We start from the raw sequence: 15,092 nt of genomic DNA, 5'->3' as shown, positions 1-15,092 counted from the left end.
TTAGTCCCAGTCAGAAACCGTCTTTACCTCAAGGAATTCATGGAGGCCAAAAGCACCGCCTTCCCGCCCGTTACCCGACTGCTTGAACCCGCCAAAGGGAGAGCCCTTGCCAAAGCCCACGCCATTGCCTTCGACCATCCCCGAACGCACGGCCCGCGCGACGCGGCGCAGTTTGCCCTTGTCAGTGGTCTGGATGTAGTTGGTCAGGCCATAGGGCGTATCGTTCGCCATCTGGATAGCGTGCGCCTCGTCTTCGAACGGGATTATCGACAGCACAGGGCCAAAGATCTCCTCGTGGTAGATCGTCATGTCGGGGGTGACATCGGCAAAGACCGTGGGGCGGATATAGTAACCCCGATTCAGGTTACCGGGCCGACCGGTGCCCCCGGCGACCAAACGCGCACCTTCATCAATGCCCGTCTGGATCAAAGCCTGAATCTTGTTGAACTGCACCTCGGACACAGCCGGGCCGATATGGCGGCCTTCCTCATGGGCGGGGCCGACGGTGGTGGCGGCGGCAGTGGCGGCGGCAATTTCCACGGCTTCTTCGTAGCGGGACCGTTCGACCATCATCCGCGTCGGGGCATTGCACGACTGGCCAGTATTGCGGAAACAACGAATTGTTCCCGATTTCACGGCATTCGCGGCGGCGTCGGCAAAGATGATATTCGCGCCCTTTCCACCCAGTTCCAAGCTGACCCGCTTGATGGTGTCTGCAGCCGCAATGGAGATCAGGCGGCCAGCACGCGTGGACCCGGTAAAGGAGACCATATCCACATCGGGGTGCGCCGACAGGGTGGACCCAACACCGGGGCCATCACCGTTCACCATGTTGAAGACACCGGCAGGTATGCCAGCAGCATCCACGATCTCGGCAAAGAGGATCCCCGAGAGCGGCGCAATCTCGGAGGGTTTCAGAACCATGGTGCAACCGGCCAAAAGCGCGGGGGCGCATTTCAGCACGATTTGGTTCATCGGCCAGTTCCATGGCGTGATCAGGGCGCAGACTCCGATTGCTTCGTGAAAGATCCTCTCGCCCGGGGCATGAGCGCCAAGCGGGTGATCCCATTCAAAGGATTTGGCGGCATCAAGAAAGCCGTCAATATGCCACGTGCCCGCGCTCACCTGCTGTTGGCGGGCAAGGTCGATAGGTGCACCCATTTCAAGGCTGATGGCGCGGGCCATGTCCTCGGCCCGCGCTTCGTAGATATCGCGCACGCGCTGTAGGGCGGAGATACGGTCTGCCACGGGTGTGTTCGACCAGCCATCAAATGCCGCGCGAGCGGCAGCAACGGCAGCATCGGCATCGTCCGCGGAGCCAAGCGAAATGGTTTCGCAGACCTCTTCGTTCGAAGGGTCGATGACCGGGAAATCATTGGCCGTTACCGGCGCGACCCACTGGCCATTGATATAGAAATTGCGAGCATTTTTCATGGACAGTCTTTCCTTTTTTTCAGCCGGATCGTTGCATTGGCACAGGGGCGGCGCAAGAGGGACCGCCTGCATTATCGCAAACCGGCAGAACAGGTGTTCGATGCCCGACAGTCCAGTGGAATGCTGCTCCCTTTTTTCGCAGGATTTGACGTCCACCCGTGCGGATGCGGCAGCGAGCGCATATATCACTGCCAGTTTAGCAATCGAAACCAGGAGACCCCGATGGCACTGCGTATCAATGACACGATTCCGAACCTAACGGTTGAGACAGATCAAGGCAGCTTTGCCCTGCATGACTGGATTGGCGACAGCTGGGCCATCTTGTTCAGCCACCCCAAGGATTTCACACCGGTCTGCACCACGGAATTCAGTGCGGTCGCCCAATTGGCGGACGAGTGGAAAAAACGCGGAACTAAAGTGCTGGGTATCAGCGTGGATGGCGTTGATGAGCACAAGAAGTGGAAGGTCGACATCGAAGCCGTCGGCGGCGCGAAGGCGGGCTTTCCCATCGTGGCCGATGACGGGCTAAAGCTGTCCAAAGCCTTGGACATGTTGCCCGCCGACGCCTATTTGCCCGATGGTCGCACCCCGGCAGACAGTGAAACGGTGCGGGTCGTCTTCATCATCAGCCCCGACAAGAAGCTAAAGCTTTCGATGACCTATCCGATGAATGTCGGCCGAAACTTTGCCGAGGTGCTGCGGGCACTGGATGCGCTGCAGACATCGGCAAAGGAAAACATCTCCACCCCCGCGAACTGGGTGCCCGGTCAGGATGTGGTGGTGCCTATGTCCGTGTCCGACGCGGATGCAATTGCCAAATACGGCAGCATCGACACCAAGCTTCCCTATCTGCGGATGGCAAAGCTGCCGGGCTAGGCCACGCGATTCGAACAAAAACGTGCGGCCCCGGCGATTCGGGGCCGTTTTCTGTTTGTGGCCATTCCTGCACTTAAAAGCACGGAAAGTGCGGAATAAACCCCTTAAACTCATGACCATGCAGTGAAAATCACCCGCGCCGACGTTGATGCAGGGCTGCCGTTCAAAGAAATATGCTGTAATTTGCTTGCTATTTTCCGCCAAAAAGCCCATGTGACCCATGCGACGTTACATATATCGGCGATACTGCTCCTTTCGGCTCAGTCTTTCGATCTTACAATGACTTAGCCGACCTGCCGCATTCCGCGGGCAGCAAACTTAAGGAGAACGACGATGGCTACTGGCACCGTCAAATGGTTTAACACCACTAAAGGCTTCGGCTTTATCGCACCCGACACTGGCGGCAAGGATGTGTTTGTTCACATTTCCGCCGTTGAGCGCGCTGGCCTGACCGGCCTGGCAGATGACCAGAAGGTAAGCTACGATACCGAATCCGGCCGTGATGGTCGTGAGAGCGCGGCAAACATCGTTCTGGTGTAATGCCCGCCCCCATTACTGGGGATACGGTTTGAGATAAAAGAAAGGCGCACCGGAAACGGCGCGCCTTTTTTGCGTTTTCCGCAATCGACGTTCAGGAATGCAGAACGGCTGTCGATCCCAACTCCACATCTTCAGCCAGCCGGATGATGTGCTCGTTCACAAGGCGCACACAGCCGGAACTGGCAGAGGTGCCGATTGACCATGGCTGCGGCGTCCCGTGGATGCGCAGGTAGGTGTCATTGCCACCAAGATAGAGATAGAGCGCGCGGGCGCCGAGCGGATTTTCCGGGCCGCCGGGGACACCATCGGCGTATTGCGCGTAAACTTCGGGCTCACGTGCGATCATGTTGGCGGTCGGCGTCCAAGATGGCCAATCCACCTTGCGGCGAATGGTAAACGTGCCGGGCTGATAAAGCCCCAACCGGCCCACGGCCACGCCGTAACGCATCGCAGTGCCGTCCGTTCCAATGTGATAGAGATAGCGCGCAGTCGGGTCCACGTGCACATCGCCCGGCGTCAATCCGCGATTGTGGGAGACGCGCGTGGGCATGAAGCGCGGGTGCAGGCCCCACGGGTTGTTGCCATTTGGTTCGGCACGCTCGATCGTGTCGTCAAATTCGATTCCAACCGCGTCCTGCGCAAAGGCGGGGGCCATGATTGGCCCAGAAAACAGGGCTGTCGACGTTATGATGAAATGGCGGCGAGTCAGCATTGATCGTCCTCGGGTTTGGCAGCAAATATCAGTCAGCAGTTGTCATGCATTGAAAGTTGGCCTGTGGACAAGTGCCAGCAGGTCACTTTTGAGTTAGGTTACAATCATGAAACCCCGGCGCATGCGCCGGGGTTTCATTTTTTTCACAGAGATGTCAGTCGATTACTCGTCTGCTTCCTCTTTCTCCAGCTCTTGACCAGTGGTCTGATCGACCATCTTCATTGCAAGGCGAACCTTACCGCGATCATCAAACCCAAGCAGTTTCACCCACACATCTTGCCCTTCCTTGAGCACATCGGAGGGGTGATTCAAGCGGCGATTCTCAATCTGGGAGACGTGCACCAGCCCATCGCGCTTGCCAAAGAAATTCACGAAAGCGCCGAAATCCACGATCTTGACCACGGTGCCTTTGTAAATCTTGCCTTCCTCGGGCTCGGCCACGATCGAATAGATCATGTCATAGGCCTTTTGGATGGCATCGGCATTGGCCGAAGCGATCTTGATTATGCCATCGTCATTGATGTCGACCTTGGCACCGGACACTTCCACGATTTCACGGATGACCTTGCCGCCAGAACCGATCACTTCACGGATCTTGTCGGTTGGGATCTGCATGGTTTCGATCCGGGGTGCATGAGCAGAGAAGTCGCCCGCGCCGGACAGTGCCTTGTTCATCTCGCCAAGAATGTGCAGACGACCCGCCTTGGCCTGCGCCAGAGCCTTCTCCATGATCTCGGGAGTGATCCCGGCGATCTTGATATCCATCTGCAGCGAGGTGATGCCCATTTCGGTGCCGGCAACCTTGAAGTCCATGTCACCCAGATGATCTTCGTCACCCAGAATGTCAGTCAGAACGGCATATGAGCCGTCTTCTTCAAGGATGAGACCCATCGCAACACCGGCAACTGCCGATTTCAACGGCACACCCGCGTCCATCATGGACAGGGAGCCGCCGCAAACGGACGCCATGGAAGAGGACCCGTTGGATTCCGTGATCTCGGACACAAGCCGCAAGGTGTACGGGAAATCGGTTGGAGCGGGCAGGACGGCCTGAAGCGCGCGCCATGCCAGTTTCCCGTGGCCGATTTCACGACGTCCCGGAGGGCCCACACGACCCGCTTCGCCCACCGAATACGGAGGGAAGTTGTAGTGCAGCAGGAAGTTCGACTTGTAGGTCCCTTCCAGCGCATCGATCATCTGTTCATCATCGCCGGTGCCAAGCGTGGTCACGACAAGACCTTGGGTTTCCCCACGGGTGAACAACGCCGAACCGTGCGTCCGGGGCAGAAGCCCGGTTTCGCAGACAATGGGGCGAACCGTATCCAGCGCGCGGCCATCGATACGCTTACCTGTCTTCACGACGTCACCGCGCAACACCGAGGCTTCCAGCTTTTTCAGGGCGGAGCCAAGGTTTTCGTCGCCCTGCTGCTCTTCGCTCAGTGCGGCAAGGATATCGGCCTTGGCTTTTGCAACTGCACCTGTGCGCTCTTGCTTGTCGGTGATTGCGTAGGCCGCGCGGATCTTGTCCTCACCGGCGGCTTTCGCAGCGGCATAGAGATCCGAGTAATCGGCAGGTTGGAAATCAAACGGCTCTTTTGCGGCAACTTCGGCCAGATCGATGATCAGGTCGATAACCGGCTGGATTTGCTGGTGCGCGAAGGTAACGGCGCCCAGCATCTCTTCCTCGGTCAGTTCGTAGGCCTCGGATTCGACCATCATGACGGCGTCTTTGGTGCCGGCAACGACCAGATCAAGGCGCTGATCGGGGTTCATCCGCAGCAGCTTCATATCGTCGACGGTGGGGTTCAGGATGTATTCGCCACCCTCGTAACCCACGCGGCACCCGGCGATCGGCCCCATGAAGGGCGCGCCCGAGATCGTCAGCGCAGCGGACGCGGCAATCATCGCAACGATATCGGGATCATTCACCAGATCATGCGACAGCACGGTGCACATGACGAGGACTTCGTTCTTGAAGCCAGACACGAACAGCGGGCGAATGGGGCGGTCGATCAGACGCGCGGTCAGCGTCTCTTTTTCCGTCGGACGCGCCTCACGCTTGAAGAAGCCTCCGGGCACCTTGCCAGCCGCATAGTATTTTTCTTGATAATGCACGGTCAGGGGGAAAAAGTCCTGCCCGGGCTTTGGTTTCTTGGCAAATGTGACGTTTGCCATAACCGAGGTTTCGCCCAACGTCGCGATGACCGAGCCATCGGCCTGACGGGCAATCTTGCCGGTTTCCAGAGTCAGCGTTTCTTCGCCCCACTGGATGGATTTCTTAACTTCGTTAAACATCTATCGTTTCCTGTCTGGGAGCGCTCCCGGCCCCTGCCGGGTCTCCCGTGATGATAGCGGCCCCATTGCCGCCGACCCCTGTTCCTTCGTGCGAACGCCGGGGTCAAAGCGTCACGTCTCAGATAACGCGCGTCATATACGCATTCGCCGGTTTTGAAAACCGGCGAATGCGAACCTCGCTAAACACAAAACCGCGCCCCGGAAGGGACGCGGCTTGCAAGACTTCAAGGTTTGGTGCGCTTAGCGGCGAATGCCGAGGCGCTTGATCAATGACTGGTAGCGGCCTTCGTCCTTGGCCTTGAGATAATCGAGAAGCTTCCGGCGCTGTGCCACCATCATCAAGAGACCACGACGGGAGTGGTTGTCTTTCTTATGGGACTTGAAGTGCTCGGTCAGGGTAGAGATGCGGCTAGTGAGGATAGCAACCTGAACTTCGGGCGAACCGGTGTCGCCCTCCTTGGTTGCGTATTCCGTCATCAAGCGGCTTTTTTCTTCGGCAGTAATCGACATCGGGGTCTCCTTTGCGAGATTGATGAAAAAGTATGGCGCAAGCCGGGATGTCGTCCAGCAGGGCCCGTGGAGATGTCCCACCGCGCACGAAATACGTGGAAGGATGGGGGCGTATACGTCGGTTGCCATGAAAAGGGAAGCACGGTTTTACGCGGGGCGGGCGCATTAACCAATATGCATTAATCCACGGCGTTTTCGCCAAAATGGCGGTATTCAGGCGTGAGCCGGTAGGGATTCTGGTAAGGTTCAGGCCGCAAGGTCGCCACGCGCTTTTCCGCCACGGACCGTGTTCGGGGCAGGGGCATCGTCAGAAGGACGAGGACGAGTTCGCGGCTCCAGAGTGCCTCGAAACGTCTCGGTCTGATTTCTTTTCATCGCCGAAGGATGCGTGCCATGCTTGCTGCAAGCGGATTGCTGACACTGCTGTTAATGGGCTTTCTGGCCGAAAGCATGATGGCTGACTCAAGGTCGGACGATGGCGATGACACAACCGATGATGAAGGTAACGCGGCAGACGATGACACGCCGGGGCAAGTCAGCGAGCTTTCTCTGAATGACTTTTTGTCCAGCAGCGATGACGACGACCTACTGATTGGAGGGGCGGGGGACGACACGCTTAACGGCGGCGCCGGCGCCGATACGCTGGATGGCGGCGCGGGCGATGACTGGATGCACCTTGGCGGCAGCGACATGGCCAGCGGAGGCGATGGCGCGGACACATTCGTGGTAACCGCCACCGCCGAGTTGGAAGACGGGGAGACACTTCCTTGCGTCACTGATTTCCTGATCGCGACCGACCGATTGATCCTGGAGTTCGATGGCACCGAGGCAGACCTGCCCGAGATCACGCTGGATATGGAAAGCGAACCGGGCAGCACCTTCGTACTTGCCAATGGGTTACCGGTTACTTTTCTGGACAATATCGATGGACTGACTCCCGAAATGATCGAGGTTGTTATGCTGGACCCCCTGACGCCAACTGACGGCGCCGACAGCCTGATCGGGACCGATGGCCAAGACACGCTGGATGGTGGTGACGGCAACGACACTCTGGATGGCTACGCAGGCGACGATCTGCTGAATGGCGGCACCGGCGACGACATGCTGCGGGGGCGGACCGGCGTCGACAGTATCTTTGGGGACGAAGGCGAAGACGCTATCACCGGCGGTATCGGCAATGACCTGATCGATGGCGGCAGCGGCAATGACGCAATCTTCGGCAACGAAGGCGATGATACGCTGTCAGGCCAGCAGGGTTCGGACGAGATGTATGGCGATGAAGGCGACGACAGCCTGCATGGCGGTGCGGACGATGATTTCCTGTCCGGCGGTGACGGCAATGATTCGGTTACCGGCGGGGCGGGCAATGACATGTTGTTTGGCAATGCCGACGACGATCTGCTGATCGGAGAGGATGGCAACGACTTCCTACAAGGCGGTTTTGGGGCCGACACGCTGGAGGGCGGGGCAGGACATGATCGTCTTGACGGTACATTCTCGGGGAGGTCGGGCGCATTTGGCCCGATAGATGAAGATGCCGGTGATCTGCTGTCTGGCGGTGACGGCGACGACACGATCATTGCGGGTGCAAATGACACGGTGATTGGTGGGGCGGGTGCGGATACCTTTATCGGCGGCAGCTACATCGCGACCGGCGCTGCGGCGTCGGAAGTGTTGGATTTTCATCCGGATGACGACCGGATCGAGGTGATGATCGACCCACAGTTGACGCCGGACCCGGTGATAACCGTGCAAGACTTTGCCGACGGCACGGGCGCGCACATCTTGCTGAATGGTCAGGTCATCCTGAACGTTGCCGGGGCGCAGGGGCTGGACCCGGCCAACATCATGATCCGAGAGGTCGAGATGGAACCTGCGTAATGGCGCAAGGGCGCGCGTTTTCGGCAAGCAAAAACTGCGAACACCCGCGCCATTCCGTCCGGTTCAAGTGATGAAGTGCGGCAGCACTGCCTGCAGTACCGCGTCGGGGACCTCCTCCATTGCGAAGTGGCCGGTCTGAGTAATCTCAACCCCAGTCAAGTTGGTGGCCCAGGCCTGCCATAACGCAAGTGGTTTGCCAGTGCGGGCGGGAAACCCGCCTTTGGCCCAGATAAACAGGGTCGGGGCGGCGATTTGCGCGCCCGCCGCCCGATCGGCCAGATCAAGCACCCGGTCCAAGGTTGCCCCGGCACGATAATCATTGCACATGGCCGCGATCCGGTTGGGATCGGCGGCCTGTCTCCGATAACTGGCAAGGCCCGCATCCGTAAAGGGGGACAGATCGCCCACATGGGTCCACGCGGCGAGTGTCCAATCCATGTATCCCGGCCCATCAGCGGAAATCATGCGTTCGGGCAGCGGCCCGGGTTGGGCAAGGAAGGTCCAATGATAGGCCTTGAGCGCAAGATCGGCGTCCCAAGACGCCCAGAAATCCCCTGTCGGAACAATCTCGATGATGCCGAGCCTGTCAAGGCGGGCAGGATGATCGAGCGCGAAACGATAAGCGACACGCGCACCTCGGTCGTGGCCGAGCACATGGGCAGTGTCGTGGCCCAGCGCATCCAGCAGGCCCACGATGTCCAACGCCATCTCGCGTTTCGAATAAGGCCGGTTGTCAGGGGTATTTTCGGGGATGTCGCTTTCGCCATAGCCTCGCAAATCAGGGATGATGACGCGGAAATTCTCTGCCAGACGAGGCGCGATCTTGCCCCACGTATTGTGGTTCTGCGGGTAACCATGAAGGAGGACGAGCGGCGGCCCCTCGCCTGCCTGATGCACCGACAGGCGCGTGCCGTTGGTGGCAATCATGGATTGGGTGAAACCCTGAATATCTGACATGCTGTTCCCCTGTTTGTGAAGACGGTGACGCGGCAACACGACGCCGTCAATCGGGCAACCATGGGCCGGGCCGCACGGCATATCCTATGTAAAGTGGATGTTTGGGATGGCCGCCTTTCGACAGACCAAGATGGTAAAGCGGCACGTCAGCCGCGCGTAGCATCGCCGCAACCTGTGGGCCGCGGTTCAGATGTGCACCATGCGTGCCCCAAGCACACACCACCTGATCCGCCCAAGACAAACTTGTGATGATCGCGGCATCGTTAGCCGGGCCGATCGGATCCGCGGCGGCGCGCATGTGCTTGGGATCGGTATCGCGCCATGCAAAGATGTTGAGAACACGGAAAGCCCCGAAACCCAGCGCACGGGCGCGCCGCTCGCATCGTTCGACGGTAGGATCGTTCTGAACCTCGGTCGCGGTTGACGGGTTCAACATGATGAAGAGCGCGCGCTTGCCCTCAGGCGCCCAGACCCGCGTGAGGGAATAGCGATAGCGTTCGCAGGGGGAATAGACCGCAACACTTGCGGCGTCGCCCTTGGTGTGGGTCCGCGTAATCATGTGACGGTTATGACCGCATCGCACGGCAAGGTGAAGGGATACCCCCTGTCGCACCGCAGGGCTTGCCGGATGCGACGGAATTTGCGACGCACGACATATGCCCCGCTTTGCCGCCAACCTGTCGATGCTGTTTCAGGATCTTTCGCTGAGGGAGCGCATGACGCGTGCGGCGACGGCAGGATTTCGTGGGATCGAGGTCCTGTTCCCCTATTCGGACCTGTCTGCGGCGCAGATGGCCGAGGCGTTGGCTGACGACAATCTTGAGCTGGTCTTGATCAATGCGCCAGCCGGTGACTGGGCGGCGGGGCAACGCGGTCTTGCGGCCTTGCCCGGTCAAGAGCGTGCGGCGCGCGACAGCATCGCCGCGGCACTGGATTATGCGAGAACAACACGGTGCCCACGCGTTCACGTCATGGCGGGTCTCTTGCCCGACGATGTCCCCCTTTCCGTGGCCGAAGACACCTTGGTGGGAAACCTCCGCCACGCCTGTGCCTTGGCCAAAGACATCACCATCCTGATCGAGCCATTGAATACCTTTATCGACATGCCGGGTTATCTGCTGAGTAGCTCAGATCAAGCGCTCCGGATCATGGCACGCGTCGGCGCGCCCAATCTAAAACTGCAATTCGATATCTACCACATGCACATCATGGAAACTGCGGGGGCTGACCGGATTACCGCGCTGCTTCCAGACATCGGGCATATCCAGTTGGCAGATCATCCGGGTCGGCATGAACCGGGGACCGGAGAGATCGCGTTCGGTACACTGCTGCCGTCCCTCGACGCCATGGGTTACGTCGGGTGGGTGGGGTGCGAGTATCGCGAGAAGTTGGGGCTGGGGTGGGCCGCGCCGTGGTTGGGAAACGGCGGATTGCCGCCACTGGCCCACTTACCTTTGGACTGATAGAGCATGTGCAAAGCAAAGCATTATGCACACTATTTTGCAGGAGAACGACAATGGCAAAACTTGCATTCCTCGGGCTTGGGGTCATGGGCTACCCAATGGCCGCACATCTGGTGAAGGCTGGTCATCAGGTCACTGTTTACAACCGCACCGCCAGCAAGGCCGCAGCGTGGGCCAAGGAAAATGGACAAACTCACGCAGCCACCCCGCGCGAAGCTGCCTTAGGCGCAGATTTCGTTATGGCCTGTGTCGGCAACGACGATGACCTGCGTTCGGTCGTGTTGGGTGACGACGGCGCATTGGCCGGCATGGCCAAAGGTGCGATCTTTGTAGATCACACGACAGTTTCGGCAATCGTGACACGCGAACTGGCGGCACAGGCTGCTGAAAAGGGTATCGGATGGGTCGACGCGCCGGTGTCGGGAGGACAGGCAGGGGCGGAAAACGGCCAGCTTGCCATCATGTGTGGCGGCGATGCGGTGCATTTTTCCGCTGCCGAGCCAATTGTCGATGCCTATTCGAAGGCGACGGTTCATTTCGGGGATGTGGGCGCAGGGCAGCTTACCAAGATGGTCAATCAGGTATGCATCGTCGGCGCGGTACAAGCCATTTCCGAAGGCCTTTATTTCGCGATGAAGGCGGGACTGGACCCCAAGAAGGTTGCAAATCTGGTCAGTCAGGGGGCGGGCGGTTCTTGGCAGTTGGCCAACCGTGCCAGCACGATGGTTGATAATCATTTCACCCATGGGTTCGCCGTGGACTGGATGCGCAAGGACTTGGACATCGCCCTGACGCAGGCCGACGCTATGGGTGTAAGCCTGCCGGTGACCGCGCTGGTCGATCAGTTCTACGCCGAGGTACAGCAAATGGGTGGCGGGCGCTGGGATACATCCAGCCTGATCCAGCGGTTCCGCCGCATGCATGGCGAGGATATGTAGCGCCCCTTGGCAATGACCCTGACCGATCTGGCATCGCTCCGGCGGTTTGATACCATCATCGACGTGCGGACCCCGGCGGAATACGCCGAGGATCACGTGCCCGGTGCGATCAATCTACCTGTCTTGTCCAATGAAGAGCGCGCCCGCGTCGGCACGATTTACAAGCAAGAAAGCCCCTTCGCCGCGCGCAAGATCGGCGCCGCGTTGGTTGCACGCAATGCTGCGGCCCATATCGAAGACCGGCTAATGCAGCATGGCGGCGGATGGCAACCGTTGGTCTATTGCTGGCGTGGCGGTCAGCGCTCGGGCAGTTTCGCCAGTATCCTGCAGCAGATCGGCTGGCGGGCGGAGCTGATATCAGGCGGATATCAGACCTATCGACGGATGGTTTCGGCGCGGCTCTATGATCAGCCGCTGGGCCTGCGGATCGTGCGGTTGGACGGGTATACGGGCACGGCGAAAACCGCGCTGCTGTCCAAGGCCGCCGCACACGGTGTGCAGGTTATCGATCTTGAGGGGTTGGCCCGGCATCGCGGGTCGATCCTTGGGGACGTGGAGGGGCCACAGCCCAGCCAGAAGGGGTTCGAATCAGCCTTGTTGATCGAGATAAACCGGTGTGATCCCCGCCTGCCGGTTCTGGTCGAGGCGGAATCAAGCAGGATTGGCCGGTTGCGTCTGCCCCCGGCACTTTGGGCGGCCATGCAGGATTCGCCCCGGATGGTCATTGATGCGCCGGTATGCGCCCGGGCGGCCTATCTGGCACACGCCTATGCCGACATGTCAGCCGATCCCATAGCCCTTGCGCGACGCCTTGATGGGCTGCGCGGTCTGGCGGGGCATGCGACGGTCAACCAATGGCTGGCTTTGATGCATCAGGGGCAAATGGTGGAACTGGCCCAAGCATTGGTGCAGCAACATTATGACCCGGCCTATGCCCGCGCCCGAAAGGCGCAGGGCGGTGAGGTTTTGGCAACGCTGACGACCGACGCGCTGGACGATGCCGCGCTGAATCGGCTGGCGGCGGATATCAACCTGAGGCTGGCAACCTGAGGGTACCTAGACGAGGGTAATCCGTGGTGGCCCGGCAAGCACCTTGCCAATGACCGCCGCTGGGTGACCCAGTTCCTGCAGCGCCGCGACAAGCCTGTCCGCGTCATCCGCCGGAACCGCCGCAAGCAATCCACCGGCGGTTTGCGGATCAAACACCAGATCGGCCGAAGGCTTGGATATGATCGTGATGTTGTTCGCCAGGCTGGCCTGATTCTGCGCGAACAGTGTCGAGCGGATGCCCCGCGCCGCAAGAGATGCCGCACCGGGCAGAACCGGGATGTCCGCCAGATGCAATTGGGCACCGACGCCCGATGCCCTGCAAATCGCCGACACATGTCCGGCAAGGCCAAACCCGGTCACATCGGTCATGGCGCGCGCTTTGGAGCGCAAGACCTGCGCAGCATCGCCTTGGGGTGTTTGCATTTGCGCCCAAGCATTTGCCACATCACGGCCATCGGCCTGACCCCGCATCTCGGCGGCCAGAATGACGCCGGTGCCGATTCCACGGGTCAAGATCAAGGCATCGCCCGGCTGCGCGCCCGCAATCGTCAGGGCCTGCCCGTCCAGAAGCCCCGTGATCGAAAAGCCAACTGTCAGTTCGGCCCCCATGCTGGAATGGCCACCGACGATCTGTGCCCCTTGGGTGCCAAAGACCTCCGCTGCCGCATCCATGATCTCGGTCAGCCATCCACTTTGCAGACGTGCAGCCATGCGTGGCAGGACAACGTTTGCCATGACGGTCTGCGGCGTGGCCCCCATGGCCCAAATGTCGCCCAGTGCATGGGTTGCAGTCACACGTGCGACCAAGGCAGGGTCAAGGGCGAAGGCGCGCAGGTGGTCTGTCGTCAGCACCTGCAGCGCGCCGCCAACGCGGATCACCGCCGCGTCATCGCCCGGCCCCGTCATCACATCATCCCGCTGGCTGTCGGGCAACCGCGCCAAGGCATCGCTCAATGCGCCTTGGCCCAGCTTGGCACCGCAGCCGCCGCACGGTGCGGGGCCCGCCAGTTCCGCCGCAACCCCCCGCGCCGCGCCCTTGGGCGCAGGCGGTGTGGACATCACCGGCAAGTGGCCGAACTGATCCATGAAGTCGCGGTCAATCCGGTCTTTCCACCCCCACAAGCCAGCGCCTGTCACCGCCACACCCAGTTTTTCCGCCAGCGCCACCTTGCCACCAAGAGACACCAGTTTCAGGAAATCACGCTGTGGATGAAAACTGCGGCGTTGCAGGCCCACCAGATCAGCGCGAAGGTTCCATGCCAGAACGGGCGCGGCGCGCACCGCAAAAACTCCGGCCTTGGGGCGCGGTGCGTGCGTCAGGTGGGCACAATCCCCGGCGGCATAGATCCGAGGATCGCCAAGCGATCGCAGTTGCGCATCGACCGCAAGATAGCCATCGACGCACGGCAGACCGCTGTCCGCCAGCCAAGCCTGCGGAACGGCACCGGCGGCACCGATCGTCAGATCTGCGGGCACCATCCGCCCACCTTCCAGTTCCACCGCGTCAGGCAGCACCGCGACAGGGGCGGCCCCCTGAACCCGGCTTATGCCCAAGGCATCCATGGCCGCCAACAACTTGCGACGGGCGGACGGTGTTGCGCCAGACAGCACCTTCCCCCTGTCGATGACCGAAATATGTGCCGGGCGGCCAAGCGTGGCCAGTCGGTGAGCAACAGCCATCGCAATCTCGGCGCCGGCAACGCCGCCGCCTATGATGGCCACTTTCGCAGGTCCAGCCTGTTGGCAAAAGCTGTCCCAGCGGTCGGCCAGCCCGGCCAGCGGTTTGGCCGCGACCGCGTGGTCTGCAAAACCCGGAAGCTGGGCCATGTCGGATGTGACGCCGATATCGACAGAAAGCAGGTCGTAGGCAACGGAACCGCGTCCGGCCAGATGAACCAGCCCTGCGGCCGGATCGACGGCCGTTGCATGGTCGAGGATCAGACGCGCACCGGCAAAGCGGGCAAGACGCACAAGGTCGATTTCAAGCGCATCGCGGCTATAATGCCCCGCGATGAAACCCGGCAGCATCCCGGAATAGGGCGCGACGGGACCGGGGTTGATCAGGGTCAGCCGTGCGCCGGGAACCGGCCGCATCCCCCATTTTCGTAAAACAAGCGCGTGTGTATGTCCGCCGCCTACAAGCACCAGTTCCTTGACGAGGGGGGCAGCATCTGGCGCGTTCATGGCGATCCGGCGTTTGGGAGAAAAGTCTTTCATCGTGAGTAAACGGCACAGCCCAAGGGTCAACAGTCCATCGTATCGAAACCCCACACAATTATGCGACCCCGCCAACGCAAAGCCCCTCCCGGTTTGATCCGGAAGGGGCTGGCTGGTATTGGCGTGGGCCCCCGTGACGGGGCAGCCCACGAAGTCGCACTGGTGGATCAGTTGTTTTCGAGCGACTCAGCGGCAAGTGCGGCGAAGATATCTGCGCCG

At 60.3% G+C, this 15,092-nt stretch carries 13 protein-coding genes; 6 read left to right on the top strand and 7 right to left on the bottom strand.

From position 1 onward, the window contains the following. Positions 1–1,434 carry an aldehyde dehydrogenase family protein gene (locus QZ196_RS10300; RefSeq protein ID WP_296426107.1) on the bottom strand — a complete coding sequence of 478 codons (1,434 nt, stop codon included), beginning with the start codon at positions 1,432–1,434 and terminating at the stop codon, positions 1–3. 222 nt (positions 1,435–1,656) lie between these two features. Here QZ196_RS10300 and QZ196_RS10295 point away from each other — a divergent pair, with 222 nt between their 5' ends. Together QZ196_RS10295 and QZ196_RS10290 are read left to right on the top strand one after the other, a co-directional pair. Then, positions 1,657–2,310: a peroxiredoxin gene (locus QZ196_RS10295; RefSeq protein WP_296426105.1), complete on the top strand. Its 654-nt coding sequence runs from the start codon at positions 1,657–1,659 to the stop codon at positions 2,308–2,310. Between the two features lie 333 nt (positions 2,311–2,643). Then, complete coding sequence (locus QZ196_RS10290) at positions 2,644–2,850, top strand: cold-shock protein (protein ID WP_296426102.1); 207 nt, start codon at positions 2,644–2,646, stop codon at positions 2,848–2,850. Between the two features lie 91 nt (positions 2,851–2,941). On the opposite strand, the gene QZ196_RS10285 is transcribed toward QZ196_RS10290, so the two are convergent. From QZ196_RS10285 to rpsO, 3 genes are all read right to left on the bottom strand, one after another. Then, entirely contained in the window at positions 2,942–3,562 is a 621-nt protein-coding gene (locus QZ196_RS10285; RefSeq protein ID WP_296426100.1) for a L,D-transpeptidase, read from the bottom strand. A 162-nt stretch (positions 3,563–3,724) separates the two neighbouring features. After that, complete coding sequence (gene pnp / locus QZ196_RS10280) at positions 3,725–5,857, bottom strand: polyribonucleotide nucleotidyltransferase (protein WP_296426098.1); 2,133 nt, start codon at positions 5,855–5,857, stop codon at positions 3,725–3,727. Positions 5,858–6,097: 240 nt separating this feature from the next. Next, on the bottom strand, positions 6,098–6,367 hold the full coding sequence (gene rpsO / locus QZ196_RS10275) for a 30S ribosomal protein S15 (protein WP_296426096.1): 270 nt from the start codon (positions 6,365–6,367) through the stop codon (positions 6,098–6,100). Positions 6,368–6,760: 393 nt separating this feature from the next. Between rpsO and QZ196_RS10270 the strand changes: the two genes are divergently transcribed. Further along, positions 6,761–8,248, top strand: coding sequence for a calcium-binding protein (locus QZ196_RS10270; protein ID WP_296426094.1), 1,488 nt, complete (start codon positions 6,761–6,763; stop codon positions 8,246–8,248). Between the two features lie 63 nt (positions 8,249–8,311). Here QZ196_RS10270 and QZ196_RS10265 read toward each other — a convergent pair whose 3' ends face one another. Both QZ196_RS10265 and QZ196_RS10260 read right to left on the bottom strand, forming a co-directional pair. Next, on the bottom strand, positions 8,312–9,205 hold the full coding sequence (locus tag QZ196_RS10265; RefSeq protein ID WP_296426092.1) for an alpha/beta hydrolase: 894 nt from the start codon (positions 9,203–9,205) through the stop codon (positions 8,312–8,314). Between the two features lie 46 nt (positions 9,206–9,251). Beyond that, the gene (locus QZ196_RS10260; protein WP_296426090.1) at positions 9,252–9,764 is read right to left on the bottom strand and encodes a DUF1643 domain-containing protein; all 513 of its coding nucleotides are present in this window, start codon (positions 9,762–9,764) and stop codon (positions 9,252–9,254) included. Between the two features lie 97 nt (positions 9,765–9,861). Here QZ196_RS10260 and QZ196_RS10255 point away from each other — a divergent pair, with 97 nt between their 5' ends. From QZ196_RS10255 to mnmH, 3 genes are read left to right on the top strand one after another with little or no spacing between them, the layout of a single operon-like run. After that, positions 9,862–10,668, top strand: a complete 807-nt coding sequence (locus QZ196_RS10255) for a TIM barrel protein (RefSeq protein WP_296426088.1) — start codon at positions 9,862–9,864, stop codon at positions 10,666–10,668. Positions 10,669–10,721: 53 nt separating this feature from the next. Beyond that, on the top strand, positions 10,722–11,606 hold the full coding sequence (locus QZ196_RS10250; protein WP_366510966.1) for an NAD(P)-dependent oxidoreductase: 885 nt from the start codon (positions 10,722–10,724) through the stop codon (positions 11,604–11,606). 12 nt (positions 11,607–11,618) lie between these two features. After that, the gene (gene mnmH / locus QZ196_RS10245) at positions 11,619–12,656 is read left to right on the top strand and encodes a tRNA 2-selenouridine(34) synthase MnmH (RefSeq protein WP_296426081.1); all 1,038 of its coding nucleotides are present in this window, start codon (positions 11,619–11,621) and stop codon (positions 12,654–12,656) included. Between the two features lie 6 nt (positions 12,657–12,662). On the opposite strand, the gene selD is transcribed toward mnmH, so the two are convergent. After that, the gene (gene selD / locus QZ196_RS10240) at positions 12,663–14,873 is read right to left on the bottom strand and encodes a selenide, water dikinase SelD (protein ID WP_296426079.1); all 2,211 of its coding nucleotides are present in this window, start codon (positions 14,871–14,873) and stop codon (positions 12,663–12,665) included. Between the last annotated feature and the right edge of the window lie 219 nt (positions 14,874–15,092).

The sequence above is a fragment of the Yoonia sp. genome, from assembly GCF_017854565.1.
Classification (GTDB): domain Bacteria; phylum Pseudomonadota; class Alphaproteobacteria; order Rhodobacterales; family Rhodobacteraceae; genus Yoonia.
Note: the sequence above shows the minus strand (reverse complement) of the source record. Positions and strands in the feature narration are given on the sequence as shown.

What these genes read in the sequence shown, in the direction of transcription:
- QZ196_RS10300 (WP_296426107.1), bottom strand. Translation starts at nt 1,434, where the DNA reads ATGAAAAATGCTCGCAATTTCTATATCAATGGCCAGTGGGTCGCGCCG.
- QZ196_RS10295 (WP_296426105.1), top strand. Translation starts at nt 1,657, where the DNA reads ATGGCACTGCGTATCAATGACACGATTCCGAACCTAACGGTTGAGACA.
- QZ196_RS10290 (WP_296426102.1), top strand. Translation starts at nt 2,644, where the DNA reads ATGGCTACTGGCACCGTCAAATGGTTTAACACCACTAAAGGCTTCGGC.
- QZ196_RS10285 (WP_296426100.1), bottom strand. Translation starts at nt 3,562, where the DNA reads ATGCTGACTCGCCGCCATTTCATCATAACGTCGACAGCCCTGTTTTCT.
- pnp (WP_296426098.1), bottom strand. Translation starts at nt 5,857, where the DNA reads ATGTTTAACGAAGTTAAGAAATCCATCCAGTGGGGCGAAGAAACGCTG.
- rpsO (WP_296426096.1), bottom strand. Translation starts at nt 6,367, where the DNA reads ATGTCGATTACTGCCGAAGAAAAAAGCCGCTTGATGACGGAATACGCA.
- QZ196_RS10270 (WP_296426094.1), top strand. Translation starts at nt 6,761, where the DNA reads ATGCTTGCTGCAAGCGGATTGCTGACACTGCTGTTAATGGGCTTTCTG.
- QZ196_RS10265 (WP_296426092.1), bottom strand. Translation starts at nt 9,205, where the DNA reads ATGTCAGATATTCAGGGTTTCACCCAATCCATGATTGCCACCAACGGC.
- QZ196_RS10260 (WP_296426090.1), bottom strand. Translation starts at nt 9,764, where the DNA reads ATGATTACGCGGACCCACACCAAGGGCGACGCCGCAAGTGTTGCGGTC.
- QZ196_RS10255 (WP_296426088.1), top strand. Translation starts at nt 9,862, where the DNA reads ATGCCCCGCTTTGCCGCCAACCTGTCGATGCTGTTTCAGGATCTTTCG.
- QZ196_RS10250 (WP_366510966.1), top strand. Translation starts at nt 10,722, where the DNA reads ATGGCAAAACTTGCATTCCTCGGGCTTGGGGTCATGGGCTACCCAATG.
- mnmH (WP_296426081.1), top strand. Translation starts at nt 11,619, where the DNA reads ATGACCCTGACCGATCTGGCATCGCTCCGGCGGTTTGATACCATCATC.
- selD (WP_296426079.1), bottom strand. Translation starts at nt 14,873, where the DNA reads ATGAAAGACTTTTCTCCCAAACGCCGGATCGCCATGAACGCGCCAGAT.